Source organism: Aggregatibacter sp. oral taxon 513, from assembly GCF_018128305.1.
Classification (GTDB): domain Bacteria; phylum Pseudomonadota; class Gammaproteobacteria; order Enterobacterales; family Pasteurellaceae; genus Aggregatibacter; species Aggregatibacter segnis_A.
This window is the reverse complement of the sequence record NZ_CP072381.1, coordinates 94,311-109,348: the sequence shown is the minus strand read 5'-3', so window position 1 is coordinate 109,348 and position 15,038 is coordinate 94,311. Positions and strand designations below refer to the sequence as shown.

10 protein-coding genes, 2 tRNA genes and 2 rRNA genes are annotated in these 15,038 nt (G+C 45.9%); 6 read left to right on the top strand and 8 right to left on the bottom strand.

Annotated elements, in window-relative coordinates; genetic code table 11:
• Positions 1-150 precede the first annotated feature (150 nt).
• The 5 genes from J5A60_RS00565 to gmhB form a co-directional block, all read right to left on the bottom strand.
• Positions 151-3,047 (bottom strand): 23S ribosomal RNA (locus J5A60_RS00565).
• 307 nt (positions 3,048-3,354) lie between these two features.
• Positions 3,355-3,430, bottom strand: a tRNA-Ala gene (locus J5A60_RS00560).
• A gap of 97 nt (positions 3,431-3,527) precedes the next feature.
• Positions 3,528-3,604: transfer RNA gene (locus J5A60_RS00555), tRNA-Ile, on the bottom strand.
• Positions 3,605-3,695: 91 nt separating this feature from the next.
• Positions 3,696-5,235: ribosomal RNA gene (locus J5A60_RS00550) — 16S ribosomal RNA — on the bottom strand.
• Together the 16S and 23S rRNA genes with 2 tRNA genes alongside form the textbook arrangement of a ribosomal RNA operon.
• Before the next feature lie 283 nt (positions 5,236-5,518).
• Positions 5,519-6,076, bottom strand: a complete 558-nt coding sequence (gene gmhB, locus J5A60_RS00545) for a D-glycero-beta-D-manno-heptose 1,7-bisphosphate 7-phosphatase (RefSeq protein ID WP_212510229.1) — start codon at positions 6,074-6,076, stop codon at positions 5,519-5,521.
• A gap of 196 nt (positions 6,077-6,272) precedes the next feature.
• Here gmhB and metN point away from each other — a divergent pair, with 196 nt between their 5' ends.
• The 4 genes from metN (at position 6,273) to trmL (ending at position 9,518) form a co-directional block, all read left to right on the top strand.
• Positions 6,273-7,310 carry a methionine ABC transporter ATP-binding protein MetN gene (gene metN, locus J5A60_RS00540; RefSeq protein ID WP_212510228.1) on the top strand — a complete coding sequence of 346 codons (1,038 nt, stop codon included), beginning with the start codon at positions 6,273-6,275 and terminating at the stop codon, positions 7,308-7,310.
• Positions 7,300-7,977 (top strand): methionine ABC transporter permease, encoded by a 678-nt coding sequence (locus J5A60_RS00535; RefSeq protein WP_109433400.1) that lies wholly within the window; start codon positions 7,300-7,302, stop codon positions 7,975-7,977. The genes metN and J5A60_RS00535 overlap by 11 nt, the downstream gene beginning before the upstream one ends.
• 34 nt (positions 7,978-8,011) lie before the next feature.
• The gene (locus tag J5A60_RS00530; RefSeq protein WP_212510227.1) at positions 8,012-8,836 is read left to right on the top strand and encodes a MetQ/NlpA family lipoprotein; all 825 of its coding nucleotides are present in this window, start codon (positions 8,012-8,014) and stop codon (positions 8,834-8,836) included.
• A 205-nt stretch (positions 8,837-9,041) separates the two neighbouring features.
• Positions 9,042-9,518, top strand: a complete 477-nt coding sequence (gene trmL / locus J5A60_RS00525) for a tRNA (uridine(34)/cytosine(34)/5-carboxymethylaminomethyluridine(34)-2'-O)-methyltransferase TrmL (RefSeq protein WP_005704903.1) — start codon at positions 9,042-9,044, stop codon at positions 9,516-9,518.
• A gap of 72 nt (positions 9,519-9,590) precedes the next feature.
• Here the strand turns inward: trmL and J5A60_RS00520 are convergent, their stop codons facing one another.
• Positions 9,591-10,466, bottom strand: coding sequence for a VirK/YbjX family protein (locus J5A60_RS00520; protein ID WP_212510729.1), 876 nt, complete (start codon positions 10,464-10,466; stop codon positions 9,591-9,593).
• A 142-nt stretch (positions 10,467-10,608) separates the two neighbouring features.
• Here J5A60_RS00520 and yihA point away from each other — a divergent pair, with 142 nt between their 5' ends.
• Entirely contained in the window at positions 10,609-11,223 is a 615-nt protein-coding gene (yihA, locus tag J5A60_RS00515; protein ID WP_109859916.1) for a ribosome biogenesis GTP-binding protein YihA/YsxC, read from the top strand.
• 114 nt (positions 11,224-11,337) lie between these two features.
• On the top strand, positions 11,338-12,873 hold the full coding sequence (locus J5A60_RS00510) for a YifB family Mg chelatase-like AAA ATPase (protein WP_212510226.1): 1,536 nt from the start codon (positions 11,338-11,340) through the stop codon (positions 12,871-12,873).
• Positions 12,874-12,886: 13 nt separating this feature from the next.
• Here the strand turns inward: J5A60_RS00510 and J5A60_RS00505 are convergent, their stop codons facing one another.
• Together J5A60_RS00505 and envC are read right to left on the bottom strand one after the other, a co-directional pair.
• Complete coding sequence (locus tag J5A60_RS00505) at positions 12,887-13,714, bottom strand: divergent polysaccharide deacetylase family protein (RefSeq protein ID WP_212510225.1); 828 nt, start codon at positions 13,712-13,714, stop codon at positions 12,887-12,889.
• Complete coding sequence (envC, locus tag J5A60_RS00500) at positions 13,711-14,928, bottom strand: murein hydrolase activator EnvC (protein ID WP_212510224.1); 1,218 nt, start codon at positions 14,926-14,928, stop codon at positions 13,711-13,713. The genes J5A60_RS00505 and envC overlap by 4 nt, the downstream gene beginning before the upstream one ends.
• Positions 14,929-15,038: the final 110 nt, after the last annotated feature.

The window sequence follows — 15,038 nt, the reverse complement described above, 5'->3', positions numbered from 1 at the left end:
ATTCTTTATGATTTCTATCTCTTCTTATTCGCGTCTTCTTAATCTAAAAACAAGCCTTCTCTCAACTCTCTCTTCTACGTCCATTCTCTTAACTGTTATCCTTCCAACTCGCTCATGTCCAGGGTAACCCCAAAAACACTTGAGCGTTGTATGGCTAAGCCTCTCGGGCAATTAGTATGCGTTAGCTCAATGTATCACTACACTTATACACCGCACCTATCTACGTCTTAGTCTTAAACAACCCTTACTGTCTTAAAGACAGGGAGAACTCATCTCTTGGCAAGTTTCGTGCTTAGATGCTTTCAGCACTTATCTCTTCCGCATGTAGCTACCCAGCAATGCCTCTGGCGAGACAACTGGAACACCAGTGATGCGTCCACTCCGGTCCTCTCGTACTAGGAGCAGCCCCAATCAATTCTCCAACGCCCACGGCAGATAGGGACCGAACTGTCTCACGACGTTCTAAACCCAGCTCGCGTACCACTTTAAATGGCGAACAGCCATACCCTTGGGACCTACTTCAGCCCCAGGATGTGATGAGCCGACATCGAGGTGCCAAACACCGCCGTCGATATGAACTCTTGGGCGGTATCAGCCTGTTATCCCCGGAGTACCTTTTATCCGTTGAGCGATGGCCCTTCCATGCAGAACCACCGGATCACTATGACCTACTTTCGTACCTGCTCGACTTGTCTGTCTCGCAGTTAAGCTTGCTTATACCATTGCACTAACCTCACGATGTCCGACCGTGATTAGCAAACCTTCGTGCTCCTCCGTTACTCTTTGGGAGGAGACCGCCCCAGTCAAACTACCCACCAGACACTGTCCGAGACCACGTTTCGTAATCTTCGTTAGAACATCAAACGTTAAAGGGTGGTATTTCAAGGACGACTCCATAATCACTGGCGTGACTACTTCAAAGTCTCCCACCTATCCTACACATCAAAATTCAATGTTCAGTGTCAAGCTATAGTAAAGGTTCACGGGGTCTTTCCGTCTAGCCGCGGGTACACCGCATCTTCACGGCGATTTCAATTTCACTGAGTCTCGGGTGGAGACAGCCTGGCCATCATTATGCCATTCGTGCAGGTCGGAACTTACCCGACAAGGAATTTCGCTACCTTAGGACCGTTATAGTTACGGCCGCCGTTTACTGGGGCTTCGATCAGGAGCTTCTCTTTCGATTACACCATCAATTAACCTTCCAGCACCGGGCAGGCATCACACCCTATACGTCCACTTTCGTGTTTGCAGAGTGCTGTGTTTTTAATAAACAGTTGCAGCCAGCTGGTATCTTCGACCGGTTCAACCTTCGCCCGCGAGGGACTACAATCTACGCCGGCGCACCTTCTCCCGAAGTTACGGTGCTATTTTGCCTAGTTCCTTCACCCGAGTTCTCTCAAGCGCCTGAGTATTCTCTACCTGACCACCTGTGTCGGTTTTCAGTACGGTTTAGATAAACCTGAAGCTTAGTGGCTTTTCCTGGAAGTGTGGTATCAGTTACTTCAGCTCCGTAGAGCCTCGTCATCATCTCTCAGTGTTAAGGAAGTCCGGATTTGCCTAAACTTCCCACCTACCAACTTAAACGTGCATATCCAACAGCACGCTAACCTAACCTACTCCGTCCCCACATCGCAGTTTATCCAAGTACGGGAATATTAACCCGTTTCCCATCGACTACGCTTTTCAGCCTCGCCTTAGGGGCCGACTCACCCTGCCCCGATTAACGTTGGACAGGAACCCTTGGTCTTCCGGCGAACGGGTTTTTCACCCGTTTTATCGTTACTTATGTCAGCATTCGCACTTGTGATACGTCCAACAGCCCTCTCGAACCATCTTCATCCGCTTACACAACGCTCCCCTACCCAACAGACTTACGTCTGATGCCGCAGCTTCGGTGCTATATTTGAGCCCCGTTACATCTTCCGCGCAGGCCGACTCGACTAGTGAGCTATTACGCTTTCTTTAAATGATGGCTGCTTCTAAGCCAACATCCTAGCTGTCTAAGCCTTCCCACTTCGTTTCCCACTTAATATAGACTTTGGGACCTTAGCTGGCGGTCTGGGTTGTTTCCCTCTCCACGACGGACGTTAGCACCCGCCGTGTGTCTCCTGAGTATCACTCTTTGGTATTCGTAGTTTGCATCGGGTTGGTAATCCGGGATGGACCCCTAGCCGAAACAGTGCTCTACCCCCAAAGGTGTCCGCTCAAGGCTCTACCTAAATAGATTTCGGGGAGAACCAGCTATCTCCCGGTTTGATTGGCCTTTCACCCCCAGCCACAAGTCATCCGCTAATTTTTCAACATTAGTCGGTTCGGTCCTCCAGTTAGTGTTACCCAACCTTCAACCTGCCCATGGCTAGATCACCGGGTTTCGGGTCTATACCTTGCAACTAGCCGCCCAGTTAAGACTCGGTTTCCCTTCGGCTCCCCTATTCGGTTAACCTCGCTACAAAATATAAGTCGCTGACCCATTATACAAAAGGTACGCAGTCACCCTTTCGGGCTCCCACTGCTTGTACGTACAAGGTTTCAGGTTCTATTTCACTCCCCTCACCGGGGTTCTTTTCGCCTTTCCTTCACAGTACTGGTTCACTATCGGTCAATCAGGAGTATTTAGCCTTGGAGGATGGTCCCCCCATCTTCAAACAGGATATCACGTGTCCCGCCCTACTTGTCGTTAGCTCAGTACCACAAAAGTATTTTCGAGTACGGGATTATCACCCTCTACGATTCGGCTTCCCAGCCAATTCCTCTAATACTTCCGCTATCACTAACAGGCTCCTTCGCTTTCGCTCGCCGCTACTCACAAAATCTCGGTTGATTTCTTTTCCTCGGGGTACTTAGATGTTTCAGTTCTCCCGGTTCGCCTCATTATCCTATGGATTCAGATAATGATAGTAGGTTCTTCACCCACTGGGTTTCCCCATTCGGACATCTTGGATTAAACGCCTCTTATCGACTCATCCAAGCTTTTCGCAGATTAGCACGTCCTTCTTCGCCTCTGATTGCCAAGGCATCCACCTTGTACGCTTTGTCACTTAACCATACAACCTCAAGTATTCTTACCTTATTATTTAAATAATATTAAACAACAACTTTCAAACACTTCAGCTACGATTAATAACAGTTAATTAAGAGCAATCGCCTTTTATCAATTACTCTCACTCAGACTTTCTTGAAAGTCTCGTTTTCAGCTTGTTTCCAGATTTTTAAAGAACAGATAAAACAATGTAAGTAAGTCAATTAACTACTTACCATCATCATAGTTAAATTCATTTCAGAGAATAAAGTTTTACACTACCTATCAAGATGGTAATAAAAATATTTAAATAAACTTAACTATGATGATATTGGTGGAGATAAGCGGGATCGAACCGCTGACCTCCTGCGTGCAAGGCAGGCGCTCTCCCAGCTGAGCTATATCCCCAATCACATCCCTTGGCTTTCACTCACACATAGTGGCTTGATATGTTTAAAATTAGTTAATGTAATAAAAACTAATCTACCAAACTCACCAGTCTAAGTGGTGGGTCTGAGTGGACTTGAACCACCGACCTCACCCTTATCAGGGGTGCGCTCTAACCACCTGAGCTACAGACCCAATAGGATTTTGTCTTCGATATTGTTGTTCTTTCCTTGTCTACAACCATCAAACAAACTGTGTGAACACTTAAAGTCGAGTCTATCTTTGGTAAGGAGGTGATCCAACCGCAGGTTCCCCTACGGTTACCTTGTTACGACTTCACCCCAGTCATGAATCATACCGTGGTAAACGCCCCCCCGAAGGTTAAGCTATCTACTTCTGGTACAACCCACTCCCATGGTGTGACGGGCGGTGTGTACAAGGCCCGGGAACGTATTCACCGCGACATTCTGATTCGCGATTACTAGCGATTCCGACTTCATGGAGTCGAGTTGCAGACTCCAATCCGGACTTAGACGTACTTTGTGAGATTCACTCCACCTCGCGGCTTCGTCGCCCTCTGTATACGCCATTGTAGCACGTGTGTAGCCCTACTCGTAAGGGCCATGATGACTTGACGTCATCCCCACCTTCCTCCGGTTTATCACCGGCAGTCTCCTTTGAGTTCCCGACCAAATCGCTGGCAACAAAGGATAAGGGTTGCGCTCGTTGCGGGACTTAACCCAACATTTCACAACACGAGCTGACGACAGCCATGCAGCACCTGTCTCATGGTTCCCGAAGGCACTCTCATATCTCTACAAGATTCCATGGATGTCAAGAGTAGGTAAGGTTCTTCGCGTTGCATCGAATTAAACCACATGCTCCACCGCTTGTGCGGGCCCCCGTCAATTCATTTGAGTTTTAACCTTGCGGCCGTACTCCCCAGGCGGTCGATTTATCACGTTAGCTTCGGGCACCAAGCTTAAAGCCCAATCCCCAAATCGACAGCGTTTACAGCGTGGACTACCAGGGTATCTAATCCTGTTTGCTCCCCACGCTTTCGCACATGAGCGTCAGTACATTCCCAAGGGGCTGCCTTCGCCTTCGGTATTCCTCCACATCTCTACGCATTTCACCGCTACACGTGGAATTCTACCCCTCCCTAAAGTACTCTAGACTCCCAGTCTGAAATGCAATTCCCAGGTTAAGCCCGGGGATTTCACACCTCACTTAAAAGTCCGCCTGCGTGCCCTTTACGCCCAGTTATTCCGATTAACGCTCGCACCCTCCGTATTACCGCGGCTGCTGGCACGGAGTTAGCCGGTGCTTCTTCTGTATTTAACGTCAATTTGTCGTGCTATTAACACAACAACCTTCCTCAATACCGAAAGAACTTTACAACCCGAAGGCCTTCTTCATTCACGCGGCATGGCTGCGTCAGGGTTGCCCCCATTGCGCAATATTCCCCACTGCTGCCTCCCGTAGGAGTCCGGGCCGTGTCTCAGTCCCGGTGTGGCTGGTCATCCTCTCAGACCAGCTAGAGATCGTCGGCTTGGTAAGCTATTACCCCACCAACTACCTAATCCCACTTGGGCTCATCCTATGGCATGCGGCCTTGCGGTCCCGCACTTTCGTCTCTCGACTCTACGCGGTATTAGCGACAGTTTCCCGTCGTTATCCCCCTCCATAAGCCAGATTCCCAAGCATTACTCACCCGTCCGCCACTCGTCAGCAAGAAAGCAAGCTTTCTCCTGTTACCGTTCGACTTGCATGTGTTAAGCCTGCCGCCAGCGTTCAATCTGAGCCATGATCAAACTCTTCAGTTCAAAAAGTTTAATCGCTCAATACTGCTAGCCAAGTAATCTATCTATAAATAAATAAACGTTTTTCGTAGCACTATTCAGTTCAATTTTAAAATCTTTAATGATAAAAACGAATCTTCAAGTGCCCACACAGTTTGTCTGATTGATTGTTAAAGAACAAAAAACGACGCGCGGTTTTATGCTTTACAACGGCGCGTCGTTGTGGGGGCGTATTATAGGCATTTATCACTCCCTTGCAACCCCTTTTTACGATTTTTTTACAAAATATTTTTTAACTGATTATTTTTTAGATCTTTTGAGTAGAAATTAATCTTGGCAGATCCGCAATGGAATCTAATACATAATCTGCTGCACTTTCCCCCTCAGGCGTAATCTCTTTGCCGGTTCGCACTAAAATATTCGTGTTAATCTTTGCCCCTTTCCCCGCAAGTAGATCATCAACTTTGTCACCAATCATAATCGATCTTGACGGATCAATTTTCAGTTCTTCAATCGCCTGCAATAACATCCCCGACTTCGGCTTACGGCAATCACAATCCTGTTTAAACTCCACAAGTTTTGCCTCTGGATGATGAGGACAGTAATAGATGCCATCCAAATCAACACCACGATCCGCCAACGACCAATCCATCCACTCCGTCAACTGCAAAAACTGTTCCTCGGTAAAAAGACCTCGTGCAATGCCAGACTGATTTGTCACCAGAACCAACAAGTACCCCATTTCTTTGAGTTTTTTTAACGCCTCAATGCTTCCTTCAATAAAATGAAAATGATCAATGTCATGCACGTAACCGTAATCAATATTCAACGTACCGTCTCGATCTAAAAAAACCGCTTTTTTCATCTTTGTTTATCCTGTCTATCTATGTATAGCTGTCGATTATCTTCTTTATTTCCATCTCGTGCAAACCTTCTGCCGTTTTATTCTATAGAGGAACAAATAATTATAAGAATGTCGCGGATAAATATTGACATAGCATTCTAGACGTCTAGAATACAAAAATTCTTTTCGATAAAAATTAAACAGCAAAAGGGCTTATATGATTAAGCTAGAGAATGTCAGCAAAATTTTTGACGTTTCAGGTAAAAAACTGACCGCACTTGATAACGTTTCTTTAGATATTCCGAAAGGGCATATCTGCGGCGTTATCGGCGCATCCGGTGCAGGTAAAAGCACCCTGATTCGTTGCGTCAACCTATTGGAAAAACCCACTGTGGGCTCTGTCATTATTGACGGTAAAGATCTCACTCAACTTAGCGATGCGGAACTTGTATTAGAACGCCGTAATATCGGCATGATTTTCCAACATTTCAATTTATTGAGCTCCCGTACCGTCTTCGGTAATGTCGCGCTACCTTTAGAGTTAGAAGCTACACCAAAAGAAAAAATCGAAGCAAAAGTCAACGAATTGCTTTCTTTGGTAGGCTTAAGCGATAAAAAAAATGTGTATCCATCTAATTTATCCGGTGGTCAAAAACAACGCGTCGCCATTGCACGTGCACTAGCAAGCAATCCTAAAGTGTTATTGTGCGACGAAGCCACCAGTGCGCTTGATCCGGCAACCACGCATTCCATCTTAAAATTATTAAAAGAAATCAACCGCACTTTAGGGATCACAATTCTCTTAATTACCCACGAAATGGATGTCGTGAAGCGGATTTGCGATTTGGTGGCCATTATTGACCATGGCAAACTGATAGAACAGGGCTCGGTAAGCGACATCTTCTCCAATCCGAAAACCGAACTGGCACAACAATTTATTCGTTCGACTTTTAGTGTCAATTTACCAGATGAATATTTAGATAACCTGTTGCAAACGCCGAAGCACGCCAAGTCTTACCCGATTATCAAATTCGAGTTTACCGGACGCTCCGTGGATGCCCCATTGTTATCCCAGGCCTCCAAAAAATTCGGCGTGGAATTAAGCATTTTAACCTCCCAAATTGAATATGCCGGCGGTGTAAAATTCGGCTTCACCGTGGCTGAAGTGGAAGGCGACGAAGACGCTATTACACAAACCAAAATTTATTTAATGGAAAATAACGTACGCGTTGAGGTATTAGGCTATGTGGAATGATTTTTTAACGCAACTTACGCCTCAAATGTGGCAAGCGGTGTGGGTTTCTACCTATGAAACCGTGTATATCAGCTTTGCATCGACCCTGTTAGCCGTGCTCATCGGTTTACCTTTTGGTGTGGTGACGTTCCTCACCGGCAAAGGCGAAATTCTTCAAAACGCACGGTTAAATCTCATTTTAAACATTGTGATTAACATCGGACGCTCCATTCCATTCATTATTTTGTTAATCATTTTGTTACCGTTTACCCGTTTCATTTTGAACACGACGCTTGGTACAACGGCGGCAATTATCCCATTAAGTATTTGCGCAATGCCGTTTGTGGCACGTTTGACTGCCAATGCCTTAGTAGAAGTGCCAAAAGGCTTAACGGAAGCCGCAAAAGCGATGGGCGCGACAAACTGGCAAATCATCCGCAAATTCTATTTGCCGGAAGCACTACCAACCTTAATTAACGGCATTACACTCACCTTAGTTACCTTAGTAGGCTATTCCGCCATGGCGGGCATTGTCGGCGGCGGCGGTTTAGGTAGCCTCGCCATTAACTACGGTGAATACCGCAATATGGTGTACGTTAAATGGGTCGCCACAATTATTATTGTCGTATTCGTCATGATTTCACAAAAACTTGGCGATGATTTAGCAAAACGCGTCGATCATCGTTAATTCACTTAGCATTAACATTAAAAGAGGATCTTTTATGAACTTAAAAAAATTACTCGGCGTAGCAACACTTGCCTCCGTATTTGCATTAACAGCGTGTAACGAAGAGAAAAAACCGGAAGCGACAGCAGAAGCTCCGGCAAAAATTAAAGTCGGCGTAATGGCTGGCCCTGAGCACGAAGTGGCTGAAATTGCCGCGAAAGTCGCGAAAGAAAAATATAACTTAGACGTAGAATACGTTTTATTTAACGACTATGCCTTACCAAATACGGCGGTTTCTAAAGGTGATTTAGATGCTAACGCTATGCAACACAAACCGTATTTAGACAAAGATTCCCAAGCGAAAGGCTTAAACAACCTCGTTATCGTGGGCAACACCTTTGTTTATCCGTTAGCGGGTTATTCCAAAAAAATCAAAAGCGTAAATGAGTTACAAGATGGCGCGGTGGTTGCTGTACCAAACGACCCAAGTAACTTGGCACGCGCGTTAATCTTGTTAGAAAAACAAGGCTTAATTAAATTAAAAGATGCCACAAACTTGTTCTCTACTTCCATGGATATCATTGAAAATCCAAAACATTTACAAGTGAAAGAAGTGGATACCTCCGTTGCAGCACGCGCATTAGACGATGTGGATTTAGCGGTTGTGAATAACAACTATGCCGGTCAAGTAGGCTTAAATGCACAAGATCACGGTGTGTTCGTAGAAGATAAAGATTCTCCATATGTGAACATTATCGTGGCACGTACTGACAACAAAGATAGCAAAGCAGTACAAGATTTCGTGAAAGCTTACCAAACACCGGAAGTGGAACAAGAAGCGAAAAAACACTTTAAAGACGGCGTAGTAAAAGGTTGGTAATTTGAAGCCCCTGTAAAAACACCGTAAAATGAGACCGCACTTTTAGGCCATAAAAAGCAAAGTGCGGTCTTTTTTTTACACGTTTTTTACGATGAAATCAGGATAAAAAATCCTCACCATATTGACGAGGATTTTTTATGAGCGCTTTTAGACACCCTTTTTTGCGCCTATAATAAGCTGTTTATTTTATTCAATCGAGAACACCATGTTAGATATTGTTTTATACGAACCGGAAATTCCGCAAAACACCGGAAATATCATTCGCTTATGCGCCAACACCGGCTTTCGGTTACATTTAATCGAGCCACTGGGTTTTACCTGGGATGACAAAAAATTACGTCGCTCTGGCTTGGATTACCACGAATTTGCCGACATCAAAAAGCACAAAACCTTTGAGGCATTTTTACAAAGCGAGCAACCCAAACGTTTGTTTGCCTTAACAACAAAAGGCACGCCTGCACATAGTGAAGTGAAATTTGAATTGGGCGACTATTTAATGTTCGGCCCGGAAACCCGCGGCATTCCAATGGACATTTTAAACAGCATGCCGGCGGAACAAAAAATCCGTATTCCCATGACAGCCAACAGCCGTAGCATGAACCTCTCCAACTCAGTGGCGGTCACCGTGTATGAAGCGTGGCGCCAGCTAGGGTATCAAGGTGCCGTCAATTTAAACCGATAACAAAAAGCCCATCGTCTGATGGGCTTCTTTTTTAAGTGCGGTCGTTTTTTCTCGCATTTTTACGGTAAATATCTAGCGCACGTTTAGTGCAGCTGCCATATTTTCCTGTAATTGTTCCAACATGGCATAACGTTTACGGTACATAGACCGCTTATTGCTTGGAATATCATCCATATTTTTGGTTTCAAAATGCAGCGGTAATTCCCAATAGTCTTTTAACATGCCGGCAGATTCCGCGAAAATCGCATCATAGTCCACCACATAACGTTTGCTTTGCACGAAACGGGACTTGTTTTGATATTTATGCGGAATTCCCCACAAGGCAGAATAACCTAACACATTGGTCAAGGCTTTCATGGCTTCTACCATCAAATAAGCCGGACGCAAACCATGGCATTTCTTGGTCAGCAATTTAACTATTTCTTTTGAACCTTCAAAATTCGGCCCTTGAATCACCGCAATTAAAAGCGCCTGTTGCACTTTGCCGAAGGTCAATAAATAAACCAATTCTTGGCTTGGAGAATGAACCAGTTCTAACGTCCAAAACCCTTCCATCGGCTGATAATCGGTGATAGTAAGCCTCATTTCAAAATCAGGAATCACTTCACCAAAAGAAATAACTTGTTGCCACAACGGCGGTAAACCAAGTGCGGTTAATTTTTCCGGTAAAAACGTCAGGTTGTCGCACATGGCGTCAAAACGTTGTTGCGTATTAAAGCGTTTATCCAAAAAACGATGCACCAACGGATAGCTAAAATTTGCCCGTTGATTAAGCAAGTCAACAAGCCAAGGTTTTTGGTTCACCACGCTTTCGAATTTTTTCACGGCCTGCCAGTGCAACCAAGAACGCAAGCGATAGCGGAAACGCTTCATACGGTAAGATTTCTGATTTCTATCCGGATATAACGCATGAGGATCCGGCCATTGATAAACATGTTGCTGTGTCATAATAAATTTATTTAGGTTCAAATAAGGAAAAATCGGGGCACATTTTCGCATAATCCCACCTTTTTTGCATTTTTTTATCGTTTTTTTACGGCCAATAAAGTATCCTAGCCGGCAATTTATCACCTTGGACACAAAGCACATCATGTCAGAAATTAAACTGAATTATCAAAAAACCCATTTTTTAACCAGTTCACCGAACCTAAAAAGTCTACCGGAAGACAGCGGTGTTGAAATCGCCTTTGCCGGTCGCTCTAATGCGGGGAAATCAACGGCATTGAATGCCTTAACGAATCAAAAAAACCTTGCTCGCACATCAAAAACCCCTGGCCGTACCCAACTCATCAATTTGTTTGAAGTGGAACCGCAATGCAAATTAGTGGATTTGCCGGGCTATGGCTATGCCGCCGTGCCGGAACAAATGAAATTGCAGTGGCAACAAGCCCTTGGCGAATATTTGCAAAAACGTGAGTGTCTTGCCGGAATTGTGATTTTGATGGACATTCGCCATCCGCTCAAAGATTTGGATCAGCAAATGATTGAATGGGCAGTGGCTTCCGAATTACCGGTGTTATTACTGCTCACGAAAGCGGATAAACTGAGCCAAAGCGAACGTAGTAAGCAAGTCAAAATGGTGCGTGAAGCGATTTTACCGTTCCAAGGCGATATTCAAGTAGAGGCTTTTTCTGCCTTGAAACGTACCGGGATTGATCGCTTAGCCGCCAAATTAGACGCCTGGTTTGCCCCGGTTTTCGCCTAAAAAAAGCCACTTCTGCGATCCTGATCGCAAAAAAGTGCGGTGTGAATTTCTTTCATTTCGCACTTTTTTTATGTTTGTCGCTCTGCCTTTTTCTTTTGCATGACGGAGCCCAACATGTCTTTAGCCATCGTTTACAGCCGCGCCTCCATGGGCGTTCAAGCACCACTGGTCACCATTGAAGTACATTTAAGCAACGGCAAACCGGGCTTTACCCTTGTCGGTTTGCCGGAAAAAACGGTGAAAGAAGCCCAAGACCGAGTCCGCAGCGCGTTGCTCAATGCCGAATTTCGCTACCCTGCTAAACGCATTACCGTCAACCTTGCCCCGGCAGACTTACCCAAAGAAGGCGGACGTTTTGATTTGCCTATTGCCATCGGCATGCTAGCCGCCTCCGGCTATATTGATGCAGAAAAATTAAAACAATTTGAATTTATCGGCGAACTTGCCCTGACCGGTCAACTGCGCGCCGTGCATGGTGTCATCCCTGCGATTCTGGCGGCGAAACAAGCTAAGCGGAAATGCATTATTGCACAAGGCAATGCCAATGAAGCCTCTCTGGTTTCAGAGCAAGAAACCTATTACGCCAATTCCTTATTAGATGTGGTGCAATTTCTCAATCAGCAGGGCGAATTGCCTCTTGCAGGCGACATCAAAACCCAAAGTGCGGTGGATTTTTTCCCTGAAAATCCCAAAGATCTAACAGACATCATCGGCCAACAACATGCCAAGCGCGCTTTAATGATTGCCGCGGCCGGGCAACATAATTTGTTATTTTTAGGCCCACCCGGCACAGGAAAGACCATGCTCGCCAGTCGCTTAACCGGATTACTGCCGGAAATGAGCGACCAAGAAGCCATTGAAACCGCCTCTGTGGCCAGTTTGGTACAAAATGAACTGAATTTTCACAACTGGAAACAACGTCCTTTCCGTGCGCCTCACCACAGTGCCTCCACACCGGCATTGGTGGGAGGCGGTTCGATTCCGAAACCCGGGGAAATTTCCCTCGCACACAATGGCGTGTTGTTTTTGGATGAACTGCCTGAATTCGAACGCAAGGTATTGGATGCACTCCGCCAGCCGTTAGAAAGCGGTGAAATCATCATTTCCCGTGCCAATGCCAAGATTCAATTTCCGGCAAGATTTCAGCTGATTGCCGCCATGAACCCAAGCCCCACAGGGCATTATCAAGGCACGCATAACCGCACCTCACCACAACAAATCATGCGCTACTTAAATCGCCTCTCCGGCCCCTTTTTAGATCGTTTCGATTTATCTATTGAGGTACCATTACTGCCGCAAGGTAGCCTGCAAAATAGTGGTGACCGTGGCGAATCCAGTGCCACCGTGAGAGAAAAAGTCTTACAAACACGCGCTATTCAGCTTCAACGTGCCGGCAAAATTAACGCCCATTTAACCAGCAAAGAAATTGAACGGGATTGCAAACTAGAGGAAAAAGATGCGCTATTTTTAGAAAATGCGCTAACCAAACTCGGGCTGTCTGTGCGGGCATACCACCGCATACTCAAGGTTTCCCGCACCATTGCGGATTTAGAAGGAGAAACGCAAATTCATCAGCGACACTTAGCAGAAGCATTAGGTTATCGGGCGATGGATAGGCTGTTGCAGAAGCTTTCTAAAGCATCTGTGTAACAGACCAGCAAGACTAAGGCACGCCACGCAACAATGGTACTGAGGTATAAGGTGGAATGGAGGTGGGCGCAGGCATTTCGCTAAAGAGAAGGATAAAAGGTTTCGGCGGTGCTACTTTTTCGTTTCGCCACAAACTACCCATAGAAACCAGCTGCACGTCCGCAGGCAAATTGGCGATGCCCGCTTGCAAGACGGCAATGGTATTTTTTCGCGGATGCCCGATGGCAATGGCGATGCCGTGTTTCTGTGCATATTGCACGGCGGCTTGAAATTGTCGTTGCACATCAGCAAACGTATCGCTGTCGTCTAAAAAGATATGCCGATCTAACGTGCGTACACCTTGTTCTTTTGCCATTTTACCCGCCACACTGCGACCAATAGTGCGGCTATCCAGGAAAGACAAATGACGCTCACGAAGTGCGGTCATTAATTTGGTCATTAACGGCCCATCTGCCGTGGCGGCGCTTCCCATATGATTGTTCATCCCAATGGCGTTGGAAACAATATTGTGAGCGGTTTGAACGCGGTGATTCACCTCCCCTTGTGACATGCCCAAATGCAAACCACCGTCTTCAATTTTCATTTTAGACTGCGTTTCCATGGGCATATGAATGAGAATATCACGCCCTTGTTGGAACGCCTGTTGATTACGTTGTTTGGCGTAAGGCGCAGCCGGAATAATCGCCACCGACACTGTTTTCGGCATCGCCAAAATCTGGGCATCTTCTTTTGCGTGATAGCCTAAATCGTCAATCACTATGGCAAGTTTAGCGGAATAGGCAAAGGGCGCCGCCAAAAGTGCGGTCGCCAACAACAACGTTTTTCTGATCACCAAGGTCATCGCAACCAACCTAGCGGATTCACTGCCACGCCTTTGCGGCGAATCTCAAAATACAACCCACTTTTCGATTGGCCGCCGCTATTGCCCACTTCGCCGATTTTCTGTCCAGCTTTCACAAGCTGCCCTTCTTTCACCGCAACCGATTGGTTGTAGCCATACAAACTCAAATCGCTATCGCCGTGTTTCACAATCACCATTAAACCGTAACCTTGCAGCCAGTTGGCAAGGATCACCCGCCCGTCAGCAATGGCTTTTACCGGTGTACCGGCGCCCGCCGCAATCACGATACCTTTCCAGCGTAACTCGCCCATTTGAGTTGAACCGAAACTGTTTACGACTTTGCCTGCCACCGGAAAACCATATTGTTTTTTCGGCGTGCCTAACCCGGCAGTGCTGTTCAGCAGTTGGCGCTCTTGCGCTGTTGGTTGATAAGGCTTGTGATTTTTCGTTTCTTCCGCCTGTTTTTTCTGTGCTAACGCCTCACGCTCACGTTGTTCTTGCTGACGCGCCACTTGTTCCGCACGCTGGATTTCTTGGCGCAACGCATTTTCGTTGGCTTTCAGCGCTTCTAATTTATTTTCATCACGCGTTAAGTTTTGGTTCAGTTGGTTCAGCGTAGATTGGCGTTCCTTCTGTACTTTTTGCAATTCTTGCTGCTGTTTTTTCTGTCCGGCAAGCTGCGCCTGTTGCGTTTTATGTTGTTCTGTAATGGCGGCTTTTTGTTTTGCCAGCTGCTCCTGCGTATTCTTAAGTTCCTCAATTAACCCCATCCGAACTTGATTCAAATGTTCATAATACGCTTTCATGCGTTCTGCATTTTGCCCTTTATCGGAGAGCATCCGCTCCGCCACTGATGGGTTCGCGCCGGAACGATAGGCAGAATCCAACTGCTTCGCCAGTTTGGCTTTTTGCTCTTTTTCTTGTTTTTGTAACTGTTTGATTTGTCTATCGGTATCGCTGATTGTTTTACGAATTTCTTTTAAATCCGATTCCGTTTGACGCAATTTACCAATCACGTTGTTAATCTGATTTTCTTGAGTTTTTAATGTGCTCTGTAGTTTCTGCTGTTCCCGCTTTTGCTGCTCAATTTTCTGTTTTTGTTGTTGAATTTGCTGATGAATTTTTGATAAATCCTCGTTAGGTGCAGCAAAAGGAAGGGGCGTGCAGAACAAAAGTGCGGTGAAAATCAGACGCATTTTTTGCCTACTTAACATGTTTTTAGCCCGAACCCGAAGTAGTGACTTATTCATTTGATACTGCATAACCATAATTATTCCTTTCTTGTAACGCCGCACAAATATACCACTAATTTACACCGGTCCTG